Annotated in this window: 13 protein-coding genes; 11 read left to right on the forward strand and 2 right to left on the reverse strand. The window is 74.0% G+C overall.

What is annotated here, in order from left to right; genetic code table 11:
- Positions 1–53: 53 nt before the first annotated feature.
- Complete coding sequence (locus Dvina_RS05210) at positions 54–1,187, reverse strand: DapH/DapD/GlmU-related protein (protein ID WP_246656043.1); 1,134 nt, start codon at positions 1,185–1,187, stop codon at positions 54–56.
- 53 nt (positions 1,188–1,240) lie between these two features.
- On the opposite strand from Dvina_RS05210, the gene dapE reads away from it, so the two are divergent.
- The gene (dapE, locus tag Dvina_RS05220) at positions 1,241–2,308 is read left to right on the forward strand and encodes a succinyl-diaminopimelate desuccinylase (RefSeq protein WP_223101210.1); all 1,068 of its coding nucleotides are present in this window, start codon (positions 1,241–1,243) and stop codon (positions 2,306–2,308) included.
- Between the two features lie 256 nt (positions 2,309–2,564).
- Here dapE and Dvina_RS05225 read toward each other — a convergent pair whose 3' ends face one another.
- Complete coding sequence (locus Dvina_RS05225; RefSeq protein ID WP_223101211.1) at positions 2,565–3,374, reverse strand: DUF3152 domain-containing protein; 810 nt, start codon at positions 3,372–3,374, stop codon at positions 2,565–2,567.
- Positions 3,375–3,445: 71 nt separating this feature from the next.
- On the opposite strand from Dvina_RS05225, the gene Dvina_RS05230 reads away from it, so the two are divergent.
- The 10 genes from Dvina_RS05230 (at position 3,446) to nudC (ending at position 17,207) form a co-directional block, all read left to right on the forward strand.
- A complete protein-coding gene (locus Dvina_RS05230) occupies positions 3,446–4,222 on the forward strand; it encodes an LOG family protein (protein ID WP_223101212.1) in 777 nt (258 codons plus the stop codon).
- Entirely contained in the window at positions 4,222–4,773 is a 552-nt protein-coding gene (locus tag Dvina_RS05235) for an LOG family protein (protein ID WP_223101213.1), read from the forward strand. The genes Dvina_RS05230 and Dvina_RS05235 overlap by 1 nt, the downstream gene beginning before the upstream one ends.
- A gap of 13 nt (positions 4,774–4,786) precedes the next feature.
- A complete protein-coding gene (locus tag Dvina_RS05240) occupies positions 4,787–7,927 on the forward strand; it encodes an ATP-dependent helicase (RefSeq protein ID WP_223101214.1) in 3,141 nt (1,046 codons plus the stop codon).
- The gene (locus Dvina_RS05245; RefSeq protein ID WP_223105343.1) at positions 7,873–11,172 is read left to right on the forward strand and encodes an ATP-dependent helicase; all 3,300 of its coding nucleotides are present in this window, start codon (positions 7,873–7,875) and stop codon (positions 11,170–11,172) included. Before Dvina_RS05240 ends, Dvina_RS05245 begins: the two co-directional genes overlap by 55 nt.
- A gap of 87 nt (positions 11,173–11,259) precedes the next feature.
- Complete coding sequence (locus Dvina_RS05250; protein WP_223101215.1) at positions 11,260–11,421, forward strand: hypothetical protein; 162 nt, start codon at positions 11,260–11,262, stop codon at positions 11,419–11,421.
- Between the two features lie 231 nt (positions 11,422–11,652).
- Positions 11,653–12,471 carry a hypothetical protein gene (locus tag Dvina_RS05255; protein ID WP_223101216.1) on the forward strand — a complete coding sequence of 273 codons (819 nt, stop codon included), beginning with the start codon at positions 11,653–11,655 and terminating at the stop codon, positions 12,469–12,471.
- Between the two features lie 45 nt (positions 12,472–12,516).
- Entirely contained in the window at positions 12,517–13,650 is a 1,134-nt protein-coding gene (locus Dvina_RS05260) for a S8 family serine peptidase (RefSeq protein ID WP_223101217.1), read from the forward strand.
- Positions 13,637–14,953 carry a M16 family metallopeptidase gene (locus Dvina_RS05265; protein ID WP_223101218.1) on the forward strand — a complete coding sequence of 439 codons (1,317 nt, stop codon included), beginning with the start codon at positions 13,637–13,639 and terminating at the stop codon, positions 14,951–14,953. The genes Dvina_RS05260 and Dvina_RS05265 overlap by 14 nt, the downstream gene beginning before the upstream one ends.
- Before the next feature lie 2 nt (positions 14,954–14,955).
- Positions 14,956–16,287 carry a M16 family metallopeptidase gene (locus Dvina_RS05270; RefSeq protein WP_380030454.1) on the forward strand — a complete coding sequence of 444 codons (1,332 nt, stop codon included), beginning with the start codon at positions 14,956–14,958 and terminating at the stop codon, positions 16,285–16,287.
- A complete protein-coding gene (gene nudC, locus Dvina_RS05275) occupies positions 16,284–17,207 on the forward strand; it encodes an NAD(+) diphosphatase (RefSeq protein WP_223101220.1) in 924 nt (307 codons plus the stop codon). Before Dvina_RS05270 ends, nudC begins: the two co-directional genes overlap by 4 nt.
- Positions 17,208–17,270: the final 63 nt, after the last annotated feature.

Below are 17,270 nucleotides of genomic sequence, written 5' to 3' on the forward strand. Positions count from 1 at the left end.
AGGACCGCCCGCGCGACCGTCCGGACGGTCGCGCGGGCGCAAGCCGGGACGCCTCAGTTGGCGTGCAGCGCGGCGTTGAGCTCGATGCCGCGGCCCTGGCGCTCGCGGACCTCCAGGCGGCCGTTCACCGAGTTGCGGATGAAGAGCAGGTTGCTCAGCCCGGACAGCTCGCGGGCCTTCACCACGCGCCCGTCGGGCAGGGTCAGCTTCGAGCCGGCGGTCACGTAGCAGCCGGCCTCGACCACGCAGTCGTCGCCCAGGGAGATGCCGATGCCCGCGTTCGCGCCGAGCAGGCAGCGCTCGCCCAGGCTGATGGTCTCCTTGCCGCCACCGGACAGGGTGCCCATGATCGACGAGCCACCGCCGACATCGGTGCCGTCGCCGACCACGACCCCGGCCGAGATGCGGCCCTCGACCATGGAGGTGCCGAGGGTTCCGGCGTTGAAGTTGACGAAACCCTCGTGCATCACGGTGGTACCGGGAGCAAGGTGCGCCCCCAGCCGGACCCGATCGGCGTCGGCGATGCGCACGCCCGGCGGCGTCACGTAGTCGACCATGCGCGGGAACTTGTCGACCCCGAACACGTTGAGCCGCCGCCCCGCCCGCCGCTCGAGCGTGCGCAGCTCGTCGACCTGCTCCGGCAGACAGGGCCCGGCCGAGGTCCAGGCGACGTTCGCGAGCAGCCCGAACTGCCCGTCCAGGTTCGCCTGGTGCGGCCGGACGATGCGGTGGGAGAGCAGGTGCAGCCGCAGGTACACGTCGGCCGTGCTCGTCGGCGCGGCCCCGAGCGACTGGATCTCGACCCGCATCACCCGGCCGCTCAGCCCGAGCCGGCTCCCCGGCGAGTCCGGCGAGTCGGCGATGTCGGAGAAGTCGACAAGCGCGCCGGTGTCCGCGCCCGCTCCGGCCCCGTGGGCGGCAACGGCGGCGGCCACCGCGGCGGCCGTGGCACCCGGGTCGAGCGTCGCGGCGGCGGCCGCAGCGGCCGCGGCGGTGGCCGGATCGAGGCCGGGGCCCGCATTGGCCGCGTCAACGGCCGGATCAGCAGCAGCGCCGGCCGAGGCGAACGGGGCGGCACCGAGACCCAGGTTGCCGGCCGGGAACCAGACGTCGAGGACCTGCCCCGAAGCGGTCACGGTAGCCAGTCCCAGCCCCCAGGCCGGAGAGTCGATGTAGGCGGTCGTCACGCAACCGAACGCTACCGCACGCCCCGCAACGGTCGTCCGACTAATGTCGACTCATGTTCACGCGTGATGTGCTCGCCGACCCGATCGCTCTGACCAGGGCACTCGTCGACATCGAGTCGGTGTCCGGCAACGAGGCGGAGATCGCCGACCGGGTCGAGGAGGCGCTGGCCGGGACGGCGCTCAAGGTGCAGCGGTTCGGGCACACCATCGTGGCGCGGACCGAGCTGCGGCGGGAGCAGCGGGTCGTGCTGGCCGGGCACCTGGACACGGTGCCGCTGCACGACAACTTTCCGTCGCGGACCGAGGGCGACATCATGTGGGGCTGCGGCACCTCGGACATGAAGTCGGGCACGGCGATCGCCCTGCACCTTGCGGCGACGCTGGCCGAGCCGCGGCACGACGTGACATACGTCTTCTACGAGGCCGAGGAGGTCGACTCGGAGCGCAACGGGCTGAAGATCCTGGCCGATCGGCGGCCCGAGCTGCTCACCGATGCGTCCTTTGCGGTGCTGCTCGAGCCCACGCACGGGCTCATCGAAGGCGGCTGCCAGGGGACGCAGCGGGTGCTGGTGCGCACCCGCGGCAAGCGCGCGCACTCGGCGCGGTCGTGGCTGGGGGAGAACGCCATTCACCAGGCGGCACCGGTTCTGCAGAGGCTGCGGGAGTACCGCGACCGCACTGTCGAGATCGACGGGTGCGAGTTTCACGAGGGGCTGAACGCGGTCCGGATCTCCGGGGGCGTCGCCGGCAACGTGATTCCGGACGAGTGCGTGGTCGAGGTCAACTTCCGCTTCGCGCCCGACCGGGACGAGGCCGCGGCCGCGGCGCACGTGCGCGAGGTGTTCGACGGGTTCGAGATCGAGTTCGTCGACTCGGCGCCGGGAGCGCTGCCCGGGCTTGACGCGCCCGCGGCGCAGGAGCTGCTCGGCGCGATCGGCAAGCCGGCCCGGGCCAAGCTGGGCTGGACCGACGTGGCCCGGTTCGCCGTGCTCGGCATCCCGGGGCTGAACTACGGCCCCGGCGACCCCAACCTCGCCCACAAGCAGGACGAGCACGTCGAGCTCGACAAGATCACCGAGGGCGCCGAGGTGATGCGCCGCTGGCTGAGCGGGCCGCGCTAGGCGCCCGCGCCCGCGCCGGCCGTGGTCGAGGTCAGGACTCCGCGGCCGGCTCCTCGGTGGCCGGGTCGAGCGTCCGCTCCAGGCGGCGGACCGTGAGCGCCTCGCGGATTCGCCGGTTCATCTGCCGTCGTTCTCGTTCGCTGCGTGTCATGCCGGTTGCACCCCCCACACCCGTGACCACCGGTATATCGAGTAGGACGCGACCGTAGGGCGGAACGTTGTCCTCTGCACCCGATTTCCTACCGGAAATGGCCGATCATCGCGGCGCGGGTGGACCTGTGACGAGATTCTTACCGTCCGGATAGGGCCAGGCGTTGGCGACGCAGCCCTCCAGGCCGAACGACTGGCGGGCCATGACCGGGGCCGGGGCGCCCTTGCGGGGGCAGACCGCGTGGCCGTTGCCCAGGAAGTGGCCGACCTCGTGGTTGACGACCATGTCGCGGTAGTCGGTGACCGTCGGGTACCAGGCGACGGCCAGCAGCCAGCGCTTCAGGTTGATGATCACGTCGCGGCCGCCGCGGCAGGAGACCTCGCCCTTCGTGCGCACGCCGCGCCGGGCGCACATCGTGTCGGTCGTGGCCGGGGTGGCCAGGTGGACGGTGAGCTCGGATGCGCTGCCGGCGGGGACGCGCTGGAAGGAGAAGTTCCCGCCGGCGATCCAGCTGCGGGAGTCGCCAAGGGTGCGCTGCACCGCCGCCGCGAATGTCTCCGGGTCGACGCCCGAACCCTGCTCGGTCGCGACCACGTAGTGCACGAGGTGCCCGGCGCCGCCGACCCGCTCGCCCCCGCTCCCGGCGAAGTCGAACCGGCCGTTGCCGCTGCCCGGCACCACCACCGGCGTCGGGGAGGCCGGGGACGGCGAAGCCGGCGACGGAGAAGCCCCGGACGGGAGCGCGGCGGACGGGGCGGGGGCCGACGGCGACTCGAGGCCGGTCGGGGACGCCGACGCCGAGGCGGCCACGAACGCGCCAGTGAGGGAGGAGGCGCTCAGGAGGTACCACACCAGGGAAGAGCCCGCGAGGAGCGCGGACGCCACCAGGAGCACCAGCCACAGCCGTCTCCCCATGGCATGTATTGGACCATGGTTGGGGAGGGCTGGTGGGCCCCGAATTCGGTGATCGACGTACGGTGACAACCATGAGCGAGCCCAAACGCAGCCGTCCGCGAGAGCGGCATCGTGGGATGGTGACGTTGCGCCGCGACGCGATCCCGCCCAGCACGGCCGACCAGCGACTGCTGGACTCTCACCTGCGCCACGAGTGGAAGACCAAGGACGCCTGGCGGGCCCTGCGCATCCTCAGCGAGTTCGTCGAGGGCTTCGACACCCTGGCCGACCTGCCGCCCGCGGTGAGCGTCTTCGGTTCGGCCCGCAGCAAGCCCGACAGCGCGGAGTACCGCCTCGGCGAGGAGCTCGGCGGCGCGCTGGCCCGGGCCGGTTACGCCGTGATCACCGGCGGCGGGCCGGGCGTCATGGAGGCCGCGAACAAGGGCGTGGCCGACGCCGGTGGGCTGTCCATCGGGCTCGGCATCGAGCTGCCGTTCGAGCAGGGCCTCAACGACTGGGTCGACATCGGGATCGACTTCCGGTACTTCTTCGCCCGCAAGACCATGTTCGTGAAGTACGCCCAGGCGTTCGTCGTGCTCCCGGGCGGGTTCGGCACGATGGACGAGCTGTTCGAGGCGGTCACGCTCGTCCAGACCCGCAAGGTCACGCGCTTCCCGGTGGTGCTGATGGGCACCGCCTACTGGCAGGGCCTGCTCGACTGGATGACCAACACGATGCTGCCGGACGGCAAGATCGGGCCGGAGGACCTCCAGCTGCTGTACCTCACCGACGACGTCGAAGCCGCGGTCCAGCACATCCGCGATGCGGCCGAGCACCTCGACGAGGACAAGCTGGGCGGCGGCAGCTGATGGCGCGGATCTGCGTGTTCTGCGCCTCCTCGCAGCGGCTCGAGTCGCGCTGGCTGGACCTCGCCCACGACCTCGGCGTCGAGATCGGCCGCCGCGGCCACGAGCTGGTCTCCGGCGGCGGCTGCGTCGGCATGATGGGCGCGGTGGCGGACGGGGCCCGGGCGGGCGGGGGGCGGACCTACGGCGTGATCCCCCAGACGCTCGTGGACCTCGAGGTGGCCGACACCAAGTCGGACGAGCTGGTGGTGACCGACGGCATGGCCTCGCGCAAGACGCTGCTCATCGAGCGCGCGGACGCCTTCATCACGCTCCCGGGTGGCCTCGGTACCCTCGACGAGCTCTTCGAGGTCTGGACGACCGCCACCCTGGACCTGCATCGCAAGCCGATCCTGCTGCTGGACGCGGACGGCTTCTACGGCGGGCTCATGGAGTGGCTGCGCGGCCTGGCCCGGCAGGAGTTCGTCCGGACCACAGCCCTGTCGATGCTGCTGACCTCGCGCGACGTCGGCGAGTCCCTGGACCTCATCGAGGCCTCGCTCTTGGCCGCGTGATTCTATTGGTCGCGTGACCGCGACCGCCTCCCCCCGTCGGGCCTACCGGCTCGTGCGGCGCGGTCCCGTCCCGGCCGCCCCGGTCTTCGCGGACCCCTGGCAGCGGCTCGTCGTGGAGCACACCCGCGGGCCGCTGCTCGTCGTCGGCGGGCCCGGCACCGGCAAGACGAGCACGCTCGTCGAGGCGGTCGCGCAGCGGGTGGCCGAGGGCGCCGACCCGGAGAAGATCCTCGTGCTCACGTTCGGCCGGCGCGGCGCGGTGCGGCTGCGCGACCGGATCGAGGGGCGGCTGGGCCGGTCGAGCGGGCTGCGCACGACGGCCGAGCCGATGGTCCGGACCTTTCACGGGTACTCCTTCGGCCTGCTCCGGCGAGCCGCTGTCGAACGGGGGGAGAGCTCCCCGCGCCTGCTGACCGGCCCCGAGCAGGACCTGGTGATCCGGGAGCTGCTGGCCGAGTCGGCCATCGCCTGGCCGGAGACCCTGCGCAGCGCCCTGACCACCCGGGCGTTCGCGACCGAACTGCGCGACCTGCTGCTGCGCGCCGTCGAGCGGGGCGTCCCGCCGGAGGGGCTGGCGCAGCTGGCGAAGGTCCACAACCGGCCGGACTGGACGGCGGCGGCCGCGTTCTTCCGCGAGTACCTCCAGGTGCTCGCCCTGCGCGACGCCACCGGCCGGGGCTCCGTCGCCTACGACTACGCGGAGCTGGTCCGGGTCGCGGCCGGGATGCTCGCGGACGATCAGGTGCTGCTCGAACGGGAGCGGCAGCGGCTGGAGTACGTCTACGTCGACGAGCTCCCCGACACCGACCCGGCCCAGGTCGAGCTGCTGGAGCTGGTCGCGGGCAACGGCAAGCACCTCGTCGCGTTCGCCGACCCCGACTCCTCGACGTTCGCCTTCCGCGGGGCCGACCCGGCCGTCGTCCAGGACTTCGAGCTGCACTTCCCCCACGCCGTCCAGGTGACGCTGCCCGTGTCGAGGCGGCTCGGCGCGGGGCTGCTGGCGCCGATCGGGCGGGTCGCGGCCCGGCTGCGGGGACCGTCCCGGCACCGTCAGCTCCAGGCCCAGCGGCCCGGCGGCAACGTGGAGACGCGCACGTTCGCGTCCGAGACCTCCGAGGCGGCGTTCATCGCCCACCGGCTGCGCGAGGCCCACCTGCTGCGCGGCGTCCCGTGGGCCAGGATGGCGGTCGTCGTGCGCTCGACCGCCCGGCAGCTCGCGCCGCTGCAGCGGGCCCTGCACACCGCCGGCGTGCCGACCGTCACCGAGGCCGAGGACCTGCCGCTGCACCTGCAGCCGGCCGTCGCGCCGCTGCTGCTGCTCCTGCGGTGCGCGCTCGACCCGGCCCGGCTCGACGAGGACGCGGCGGTCGCGCTGCTGCACTCGCCGCTGGGCGGGGCCGACCCCCTCGCGGAGCGGCGGCTGCGGCAGGGGCTGCGGGCACTCGCGCTGGCCGCGGGGGACCGGCGGCCGTCCGGCGTGCTGCTGCTCGCCGCGCTGCGCGACCCGGCCGAGCTGGCGATGGTCGAGCGGCGCTGGGCCGCCCCGGCCCGCACCGTGGCCGGGCTGCTCCAGGTGGCCCGGGACGCCGCGGCCCGGCCCGGCGCCACCGCGGAGGAGGTGCTCTGGGCCGTCTGGCAGGGCAGCGGGCTGGCCGATCGCTGGTCGGCGCTGAGCGCCCGGGGCGGGCACCGCGGCGCCGCGGCCGACCGGGACCTCGACGCGGTCGTGACGCTCTTCGACGCGGCCGCGCGCTTCACCGACCGGCTGCCGGGTGCGGGCACCGACGTCTTCCTCGACCACGTCGAGGGCCAGGACCTGCCGGCCGACAACCTCGCGCCGATGGCCGACCGCGGCGACGCGGTGCGCATCCTCACCGCGCACGCGGCCAAGGGCCTGGAGTGGGACGTCGTGGCGGTCGCCGGGGTCCAGGAGGGCGTCTGGCCCGACCTGCGCCTGCGCGGCAGCGTGCTCGGCTCGGAGCTGCTGGTCGAGGTGCTCTCCGGGCGGACCATGGAGACGATCGGCCGGCTCTCGGCGCTGCTGGACGAGGAGCGGCGGCTGTTCTACGTGGCCGTGTCCCGGGCCCGGGAGCAGGTGCTCGTCACGGCCGTCGCGTCGGGTGACGGTGAGGAGCAGCCCAGCCGGTTCCTGACCGAGCTGTCAATCGACGACGAGCAGCCCGCGTTCGAGGCGCCGCGCCCGCTGACGCTGCCGACGCTCGTGGCCGAGCTGCGGGTGGCGCTCGTCGACCCCGACGTGCCCGAGGCCCGCCGGACCGCGGCCGCCGCGCTGCTGGCCCGGCTGGCCCGGGACGGGGTGCCCGGGGCCGACCCCGAGAGCTGGTGGGGGCTGCCGGCGCTGTCCGACGAGCGGCCACTCGTCGACCCGGGCGAGCCGGTGCAGGTGACGCCGTCGACGGTGGAGAGCGTCGAGCGGTGCAGCCTGCGCTGGCTGCTCGAGCGGCACGGCGGGGCGCTTACCCCGTCGCCGGAGCAGTCCATCGGCAACCTCGTGCACGCCGCGGCGATGCTGGCCGCCGACGCCTCCGCGGACCGGGCGCAGCTGGTGGCCTACGTCGCCGACCGCTTCGACGCGATCGAGCTCTCGGCCCGCTGGCTGGCCGGGCGGGAGCGGGAGCGGGCCGAGACCATGCTCGACAAGCTCATCGGCTGGCTGGCCGGCAACCCGCGCCGGCTCGTCGCGATCGAGCAGGACTTCCTGGTCGAGCTGGCCGACCCCGAGGCGCCCGTGGAGATCAAGGGGCGGGTCGACCGGCTGGAGCTCGACGAGCACGGGCGGCTCGTCGTCATCGACCTCAAGACCGGCAAGTCGATCCCGGCCAACGCCAACCTGGCCGAGCACCCGCAGCTGGCCGCGTATCAGGCGGCGATCGAGCTCGGCGCGTTCGACGAGTCCTCGGTGGCCGGCGGGGCGGCGCTGGTCCAGCTCGGCGGCGAGACCAACTCGGCCCGGGAGCAGGTGCAGCCGCCGCTGAGCGAGGCCGACGACCCGAACTGGGCCCAGGCCCTGGTCCGGCGCACGGCCCAGACGATGGCCGCGTCCACGTTCAGCGCGGTCGTGAACCAGAAGTGCCGGGTCTGCCCGGTGAAGACGTCGTGCCCCGTCTCGGGCAAGGGCCGCCAGGTCTCGTGACGACCTACGCGCCGATCGAGCTGGCGAAGCTGCTGCGGCTGCCGGCGCCGACCCAGCAGCAGGCCGACGTGATCGCCGCGCCGGTCGGGCCGCTGCTCGTGGTGGCCGGGGCGGGCTCGGGCAAGACCGAGACGATGGCCTCCCGGGTCGTCTGGCTCGTCGCGAACGGGCACGTGCGCCCGGAGCAGGTGCTCGGCCTGACCTTCACCCGCAAGGCCGCGGGGGAGCTGGCCCACCGCATCCGCCAGCGCCTCGGACAGCTGGCGCAGCGCCTTCCGAGGGAGCAGCGGACCGCGGCCGACCTCGGCGCCGGCGAGCCCACCGTCGCCACCTACCACTCCTACGCGGCCCGGGTGGTGCGCGAGCACGGCGTGCGGGCCGGGTTCGAGCCGTCGACCCGGCTGCTGACCGAGGCCGCCTGCTGGCAGCTCGCCGACGCCGTGGTCCGCGCCTACGACGGGGACATGACGGCCGTCTCGGCCGCGCCGTCGACAGTCGTCGACGCGGTCCTGCACCTGGCCGGCGACCTGGCCGAGCACCTGCGGGAGCCGGCGGACGTGGCCGCCTGGACCGGCCGGTTCTTCGCCGAGGTCGGCTCGAAGACCGGGAAGATGGCCAAGCCGGTGCGCGACGTGCTCTCCCGGCAGCAGGCGCGGCTGCAGCTGCTGCCCCTGATCCGGCAGTACTCCGAGAAGAAGGCGCTGCTGGAGGCGATGGACTTCGGCGACCAGCTGTCGCGCGCGGCCACCGTCGCGACCGCGCACCCGGAGGTCGGCCAGGTCGAGCGGGACCGGTTCCGCATCGTGCTGCTCGACGAATACCAGGACACCTCACACGCCCAGGTCGTGCTGCTGCGCGCGCTGTTCGGTGGCGGGCACCCGGTCACCGCCGTCGGCGACCCGTGTCAGTCGATCTACGGGTGGCGCGGGGCCTCGGCGGGTACCCTCGACCGCTTTCCCTCGGAGTTTGCGCAGCGCAGCGGCGAGCCGGCGGCGCTGCTGTCGCTGACCACCAGCTGGCGCAACCGGCCCGAGATCCTCGACGTCGCCAACACGCTGTCGGCGCCGCTGCGCTCGTACGGCGCGCGCGTGCAGGAGCTCGCCCCGGCCGACGTGCTCGCCGAGCCGGCCTCGACGGCGACCGTGCACTGCGCGCTGCTCGACACGTACACCGAGGAGGCGGCCTGGCTGGCCGACCGGGTGCTCGCCTCGTGGCGGCTCGCGGCGAAGGTCGAGCCGGACACGTTCCCGTACGACATCCCGGTCGAGGACCGGCCCTCGACGGCGGTCCTGGTCCGGACCCGGGCCCAGATCCCGGCGCTGGAGAACGCGCTGCGCTCCCGCGGCCTGCCGGTCGAGGTGGTCGGCCTGGGCGGCCTGCTGGACACGCCCGAGGTCCGCGACGTCGTGAGCACCATGCGGGTGCTGGCCGACCCGGCCGAGGGCGCGGCGCTCCTGCGCATCCTGACCGGCCCGCGCTGGCGGATCGGCCCCCGCGACCTGGTCGCCCTCTACCGGCGGGCCCGCAGCCTCGCCGCCGCCCGCCGCACCGGCGACAGCGCGGCCGAGCCGGAGCTCGCGGACCGGCTGGACGAGGCGGTCCTCGTCGAGGCGCTCGACGACCTCGGCGACCCCGAGCGGTACTCGCAGGAGGGCCACCGCCGGTTCGCCCGCCTCGGCGCCGAGCTGCGCGACCTGCGCCGGCGCCTCGACCAGCCGCTGCCCGACCTGATCGCCGACCTGGAGCGGGTCACCGGCCTGGACGTCGAGGTGGCGGCCCGGCCGGGCGACGCCGGCCTGGCCCGCGGCCACCTCGACGCGTTCAGCAACATCGCGGCCCGCTTCGCCGGCGAGTCGGAGGGGGCGACGCTCAGTGCGTTCCTGGCGTTCCTGGCCGCGGCCGAGAACGAGGAGCGCGGCCTGGCCCCGGGTGAGGTCGAGGTGGTCGGCGGGGCGGTGCAGATCCTCACCGCGCACGCGGCCAAGGGCCTGGAGTGGGACGTCGTCGCCGTCGCCGGCCTGTGCGCCGACGTGTTCCCCGGGCCGAGCAACGCCGGCGACCACTGGCTGCGCGGCCTGGGCGTGCTGCCGTTCCCGCTGCGCGGCGACCACGCCGGGCTGCCCGCGCTCGACCTCGACGCGGCGAGCGACGTCAAGGGCGTGGTCACGGCGCTGGAGGCGTTCACCCGGGACTGGCGCGACCACGACATCCGGGAGGAGCGGCGCCTGGCGTACGTCGCCGTGACCCGGCCCCGCCGGCTGCTGCTGGCCAGCGGGTACTGGTGGGGCGAGGGCGTCAAGCGGGCCCGTGGCCCCTCCGTGTTCCTGGACGAGATCCGCGAGCGCTGCCGGGCCGGGGCCGGGGTCGTCGACGTGTGGGCGGCGAAGCCGGAGGCCGACGCGCAGAACCCGACGGCCGCCGACGTGCCGAGCGCGAGCTGGCCGGCCGACCCGCTCGGGCACCGCCGCCCGCTGCTGGAGGCGGCGGCCGCGCTCGTCCGCTCGGCCCCTGCGGACGACCGGCCGGGGACGGGCGACCCCCTCGTCGCCCGGTGGGTCTCCGAGACCGAGCTGCTGCTGGCCGAGCGGGCCCGGCTGGTGCCCCGCTCGACGGTGGAGGTCACGCTGCCCGGGCACCTGTCGGTGTCGCAGCTGGTGTCGCTGCGCCGTGACCCGCAGCGGCTGGCCCGCTCCCTGCGCCGCCCGCTGCCGGCCCGGCCCGACCCGTACGCCCGCCGCGGCACCGCCTTCCACCACTGGCTGGAGCAGCGCTTCCGGGCCGAGCGGCTGATCGACCTGGACGAGCTGCCGGGCGCGGCCGACGAGGACGCCGCCCCCGACTCGGCCCTGGCCGACCTGCAGGCCCGGTTCCTGGCCAGCGAGTGGGCCGACATGGTGCCGCTCGACGTGGAGGTGCCGTTCGCCTCGGTGATCGCCGGGGTGGTGGTCCGCGGCCGCATGGACGCCGTGTACCGCTACCCCGACGGGCGCTACGACGTCGTTGACTGGAAGACCGGCGGGCGCCCGGGCGGGGCCGACGCGACGGCCGCCGCGGTCCAGCTGGCCGCCTACCGGCTGGCCTGGGCCGAGCTGCGCGGGGTGCCGCTGGACCGGGTCGGCGCCGCCTTCTTCTACGTGCGCAGCGGCGAGACGGTCCGCCCGGCCGACCTGCTCGACGAGGAGGGGCTGCTCGCCTTGATCACCGCGCTGCCCGCCACGGGTCAGGTCACAGCAGTGTCTCAATGATTTGGCAAGGTTCCGACACGCGGCTGTCGGCGGAACCGGCTCCTGCTCGAAGCTGTCTGAGAGGGCATGCGAGGGGGAGTGCTCAGAATGCAGGCACCACACGTACGCGAGGTCGCGCTTGTCGTCGGCGTGGCCACCGCTGGGGTCGTCACCGTCGCGCTGCTCGTCATCGGACCTGTCGCGTCCGCCGACACGCACCGGTATCCGCAGGTCACGCAGCTGCATCCACCGCCGCAGCCGCAACCGTAAGCAAGTTCCCAGGGGTGGCTGGTGGGCGTTCTCGCGTCCGGCTGAGACACTGGTCCTGACATGGCCGAGCAGTCCAACCCGTGGGCGACGCCCGACACACAGACCGTTATCGAGCCGGTTCTTGTGCCCGCGTCGCCATCAGCCGTATCCGCGTCCGCCGCGCCGGCGTCCCCGGTCAGGGTCGCGAAGGGCTACGCGTCCGGGCGCGTCGGGCGGTCGGGGACGCCTCCCGTGGTACCCCCGCCGGATCTTCCCGACTTCGACCGCGGCGACGACGACGATCCCGTCAAGCGCAACCAGCGGATCATGAAGTGGCTCGGCGGCGGCGCGATTCTGGTCGTGGCGATCGGGTTGATCGTGATCCTGGTCTCCGTCATCACGAACAACGCCACCACGCCCGGCGGCCTGTTCAACCGGCAGGCCGAGGCGCCCAGCGACACCCGCCCGGAGCTGGCCCGGCGCTGCCCGCCGCCGAGCATCCCGCCGGACAATCCCAACCCGGGCGGCGAAGAGGTGCCGCCGGGCCCGCGGACCACCGACAGCGAGTCCGGGATCAGCTACAAGCAGTACGGCGACCCGTGGCACTCGCTCACCTCACCCTGGCGTGACCAGGGTGAACTCAAGATCACGTACAACATCGGGCAGGACTTCATCACCGAGCCGGACTACGACGGCTCGGGCGCGGACTACCACGCGACGATCCTCTCCGGCCACGTGCCGGCCGCGGTGAACGACGGCATGGTGCTCGACCTGCACTGCGTCGGCGACCAGATCGCGGCGGACGTGCGGGTCAGCTTCTACCCCAAGGGCAACCAGCTCGAGCAGCTGGAGGCCAGGGACCTCACGCTCGGCGGGCGCCCGGCCCGGCTGCTCAAGTTCCGGCTGCACTTCAGCACGCCGGGGCTGCGGGCCAAGAGCGAGCTGGTCTCGATCGCCCTCGTCGACCTGGGCAAGCCCGAGGCGGCGATCCTGTACGTCTCCATCCCCGACACGCACAAGCAGTTCGACATCGTCGCCGACGAGGCGCCGGAGAGCATCCGCCCCGTCTGACCGGCCGGTTGGCGTCGCTTGCGTCGATCAGGCACGCTGTCGCGCATGAGGCAGCGGCTGGCGGCAGTGGCGCTCGGACTCGTGGCGGCCCTGGCGCCCGGCGGCGTCGCCCGGGCCGATGTCATTCGCGACAATGAGTGGCATTTGCGGTACCTCGGGGTGGCCGAGGCCAACCGGGAGACCCGCGGCGAGGGCGTGACGGTCGCGGTGATCGACCGCGGCGTCGACCGGACCCACGCCGACCTCACGGGCGCGTTGCTCGACCCCGTCGGTGTCGTCGACGAGGACGCGCCGGCCGACCCCGACGGGCACGGCACCGCCCTCGCGGGGCTCATCGCCGGCCAGGGCCACGGCCGCGACCGCGCCGACGGCGTGATCGGCATCGCGCCCGGCGCCAAGGTGCTCCCGGTGGTGATCGACGAGCCCACGCCTGACGCCATCGCGGCCGGGATCGAGACGGCGGTCGAGCACCGGGCGGCGGTGATCGTGGTCGGATACTCGGTGGCCGGCAGCGAGCGCCTGCTCAAGGCCGTGCGGGCGGCCGAGGAGGCGGACACGATGATCGTGGCGGCCGACGGCGACCAGCCGGGCCGCGCGTTCGAGCCCTACCCGGCCGGCTACGACGGCGTGCTCGCCGCGATCCCGCTCACCCGGGAGGGTGACGTGCGGGTGCCGTCCTCCAGCGGCCGGCGGCTCGGCCTCGGCGTGCCCGGGTTCCAGATCATGACCACGAACACCGGCAACGCCTACCGGATCGACGACGGCAGCGCCTCGCCGGGCATCCTGGGCGGGGCGGTGGCGTTGCTGCGGTCGCGGTACCCACAGGCCAAGGCCGCGGAGATTGTCCGCCGGCTCACGCTCACCGCTGTCGACACAGGCCCGGCCGGCGCCGACCCGGAGAACGGCCTGGGCCGCCTCGAGCTCGTCCAGGCGCTCACCCGCCGGCTGCCGGCCCCCTCGCCCTCACCCTCGGTGGGCGCGCCGTCTCCGGGCGTGTTGCCCTCCGCCACGCCGGTGGCCGCACCTGCGGTCCCGCGCTCCCGGGGGCCCTACGGCTGGCTGATGGCCCTGCCGCTGCTCGCCGTCCTCGCCGGATTGGGCGCCTACGCCGGGCTCGCGGAACGCCGAATCAGGAGAACGGCCCGGGACGAAGTAGATTCGGTGGGTGTCCAGTCGTAGTCCCGCCGTGCGGATCCCGGCTTCCAAGTACCCCGTCGAGCGCTTCACCCTGCCCAACGGCCTGCGGGTGGTGCTGACCCCAGACCGCGCGGCGCCGGTCGTCGGCGTTGCCGTGGTGTACGACGTCGGCATCAGATCCGAGCCGCAGGGCCGGACCGGCTTCGCCCACCTGTTCGAGCACCTGATGTTCCAGGGCTCGGAGAACCTCGAGAAGCTCGCCCACTTCCGCCACGTGCAGGGCTCCGGCGGAACTTTCAACGGCTCGACGCATTTCGACTACACCGACTACTTCGAGACGCTGCCCTCCAACGCACTGGAGCGGGCGCTGTTCCTCGAGGCGGACCGGATGCGCGCGCCCCGGCTCACCGAGGAGAACCTCCGCAACCAGATCGACGTGGTCAAGGAGGAGATTCGGGTCAACGTGCTCAACCGGCCCTACGGCGGCTTCCCCTGGCTGCGGCTGCCGCCGGTCATGTTCGACACGTTCGCCAACGCCCACGACGGCTACGGCTCGTTCGAGGATCTCGAGTCGGCGACCGTGGCCGACGCGGCCGACTTCTTCGACAGGTACTACGCCTGCGGTAACGCGGTCCTCGCGGTCTCCGGCGACTTCGACGTGGTCACCGCGACCGAGCTGGTCGAGCGGCACTTCGGCGACGTCCCGGCCCGGCCCGCGCCGGTGCGGCCGGACTTCACCGAGCCCGATCTGACGAGCGAGCGCCGCGCCTCCTACGAGGACCGGCTGGCCCCGCTGCCCGCCATCGCGGCGGCCTGGCGGGTGCCGGACCCGATAAGCGACCTGGAGGGCTACCTGCCCTACGTCGTGCTGGCCGAGGTGCTGACCGACGGCGACGCCTCCCGCCTGGTCGAGCGGCTCGTGCTGCGCGACCGGTCGGTGACGAGCGTCGGGGGGTACATCGGGTTCATGGGCGAGCCGTTCGCGGTCCGCGACCCCACCGCCCTGGTGCTCCAGGCCCACCTCCCTCCCGGCGGCGACGTGGACAAGGTCCTGCGCACCGTCGAGGAGGAGTGCGCCCGGATCGCCGCCGACGGGCTGGCCCCCGACGAGCTCAGCCGGACCCAGGCCCGCATGGCCACCCACCTGCTGCGCGACACCGACGCGGTGCTCGGCCGGGCCCTGCAGATGGCCGTGCTGGAGCAGCAGCGGGGCGAGCCGGAGCTGCTCAACTCGCTGCACACGCTGATCGGTGAGGTCACCGAGGAGCAGATCGTCGCGGCCGCGGGGCAGCTCGTGCCGTCCCGCCGGGCCGCGGTCGAGGTCATCGCCGGAGGAGCCAAGTGACTGTGACAACCCCCTCGACCGCGCTGCGCGCCCTGCCGGTGCTGGGGCCCAACCGGGCCCTGAAGGTGCCGTCGACCGTCGAGCACAAGCTGGACAACGGCCTGACCGTGATCGCGCTGCGCCGCTCGTCGGTGCCGCTCGTCGAGATCCGGCTGCGGGTGCCCTTCGCCCAGGCCGACCTGGCCCGGGCCGCCCTGCTCACCCAGACCGTGCTCTCCGGCACCTCGACGATGTCGACCGTCGACATCGCGGCCGAGCTGCAGAAGGTCGGCGGCGGCCTGTCCGCGGGCGCCGACCCCGACCGGCTGCTGATCTCCGGCAACGCCCTCGTCGACGGCCTCGACCGGCTGCTGGACATCCTGGCCGGCGTCCTGACCGCCGCGTCGTACCCGGGCGAGGAGGTCGACACCGAGCGCGCACGGCTCGTCGACCGCATCCGCGTCGCGCAGAGCCAGCCGAGCCACCTGGCCCGGGTCGCGCTGCTCAAGCGGATGTACGGCGCCCACCCCTACGCGATCCAGACCCCGGCCCCGGAGCAGGTCGCCGCGGTCGTCCCCGACGAGCTGCGGGCCCTGCACGGCGAGCGGCTGCACCCGGCCGGCGCCACGCTCGTGATCGTCGGCGATCTGGAGCCGGAGCAGGCCATCGCCTCCGCCGAGCGGATGCTGGCCAAGTGGAACGGCGGCGGGAGCCCCGCCGAGCTGCCCCCGGTCCCGGCGCTGGAGCCGGGCCCGCTGACGCTCGTCGACCGGCCCGACTCCGTGCAGTCGTCGCTGCGCCTGGCCCTGCCGGCGGTGTCGCGCAAGCACCCCGACCACGCGGCGCTGCAGCTGGCCAACCTGGTCTTCGGCGGCTACTTCTCGTCCCGGTGGGTCGAGAACATCCGCGAGGACAAGGGCTACACCTACGGCCCCCACTCGCTCATCGAGCACGCCGTCGCCGGCTCCGCGCTCGTCGTCTCGGCCGAGGTCGCGACCGAGGTGACGGGTCCGGCGCTGCTGGAGACCCTCTACGAGCTGGGCCGGATCGCCAGCCTGCCGCCGAAGGACGACGAACTGGAGCAGGCCCGGCAGTACGCGCTGGGCACCCTCCAGCTCGGGATGTCCACGCAGGCCGGGCTGGCCGGGCTGGTCTCCACCTACGCGGGCTTCGGGCTGCGGCTGGACTACCTGGCCGAGCACGCCGCCCGGCTGGCCAAGGCCGGCAAGGACGAGGTGGCGGCGGTCGCGGCGCAGTACCTGGCCCCGGCCCGGGCGGCCGCTGTCGTGCTCGGCGACGCCGCGAAGGTCGAGTCCGGCTTGGCGGCGCTCACCGCCGTGCAGCGGTCTTCATGACCGCGATCGTCCCCGACGCTCCGGTGTTCTCGCGCGGCCCGCTCGACCGGGCCGCGCACCGCCGCACGGACGAGGCGTGGCTGGCCGCGGCCTGGGAACGCGCCCGGGTCGTCGTGGTCGACGACGGCCACGTCCTGGTCCACCCGGGCGAGCCGCCGGAGCTGGTCCTGATCGACCCGTCGGCCGCGCCGGCGGGGGAGCGCTTCTTCCTGGGCGAGGAGCCCGACGGCACGGTGTACTTCGCCGTGGCCGCCGACGTCACCGAGTCCCCCGGCGCCGAGGGCACCCGCCGGGTCAACCTGCGCCAGGTCGGGGCCGCCCTGACCGACCTGCCCGCGGGCCTGTTCGTCACGGCGGTCGCCCTGGCCAACTGGCACGCCCGGCACCCGTACAGCCCGCTCAGCGGCAAGCTGACCCGGGCCGGGCAGGGCGGCTGGGTCCGCACCACGGAGGACGGCGCGGAGACCCTGTGGCCGCGCACTGACCCGGCCGTCATCATGCTCGTCCACGACGGCGTCGAGGGCCCGGACGGCCGCTGCCTGCTCGGCTTCAACGCCCAGTGGAAAGTGCTCGGCGCCACCGTGCCGCGCTTCTCGACCCTGGCCGGCTTCGTGGAGCCGGGCGAGTCGGCCGAGATGGCGGTGGCCCGGGAGGTGCTGGAGGAGGTCGGGGTCGCCGTCTCGTCGGTGACGTACCTGGCCAGCCAGCCGTGGCCCTTCCCGGGCTCGCTGATGCTGGGCTTCCACGCGCTGGCGGCCTCGGGGGCGGCGATCACCGTCGACGAGGACGAGATCGCGGAGGCCCGCTGGTTGTCGCGGCGGGAGATCGCGTCGGTGCTCGACGGCTCGTCCGAGGAGTTCGGGCTGCCGTTCGCGGCTTCGATCGCGCACTTTCTGATCACGTCGTGGCTCTACGGCTGAGCTCGCTCGTCGCCGATATGTCGGGCGCTTCGCGCCGCGCTCCGCTCGACATGTTGGGCTCAT

This window comes from Dactylosporangium vinaceum (genome assembly GCF_019904175.1).
In the GTDB taxonomy this organism is placed as follows: domain Bacteria; phylum Actinomycetota; class Actinomycetes; order Mycobacteriales; family Micromonosporaceae; genus Dactylosporangium; species Dactylosporangium vinaceum.

Excerpts from the sequence above, each read along its gene's own strand:
- dapE (WP_223101210.1), top strand. The coding sequence starts at position 1,241 with ATGTTCACGCGTGATGTGCTCGCCGACCCGATCGCTCTGACCAGGGCA.
- Dvina_RS05225 (WP_223101211.1), bottom strand. The coding sequence starts at position 3,374 with ATGGGGAGACGGCTGTGGCTGGTGCTCCTGGTGGCGTCCGCGCTCCTC.
- Dvina_RS05230 (WP_223101212.1), top strand. The coding sequence starts at position 3,446 with ATGAGCGAGCCCAAACGCAGCCGTCCGCGAGAGCGGCATCGTGGGATG.
- Dvina_RS05235 (WP_223101213.1), top strand. The coding sequence starts at position 4,222 with ATGGCGCGGATCTGCGTGTTCTGCGCCTCCTCGCAGCGGCTCGAGTCG.
- Dvina_RS05250 (WP_223101215.1), top strand. The coding sequence starts at position 11,260 with ATGCAGGCACCACACGTACGCGAGGTCGCGCTTGTCGTCGGCGTGGCC.
- Dvina_RS05260 (WP_223101217.1), top strand. The coding sequence starts at position 12,517 with ATGAGGCAGCGGCTGGCGGCAGTGGCGCTCGGACTCGTGGCGGCCCTG.
- nudC (WP_223101220.1), top strand. The coding sequence starts at position 16,284 with ATGACCGCGATCGTCCCCGACGCTCCGGTGTTCTCGCGCGGCCCGCTC.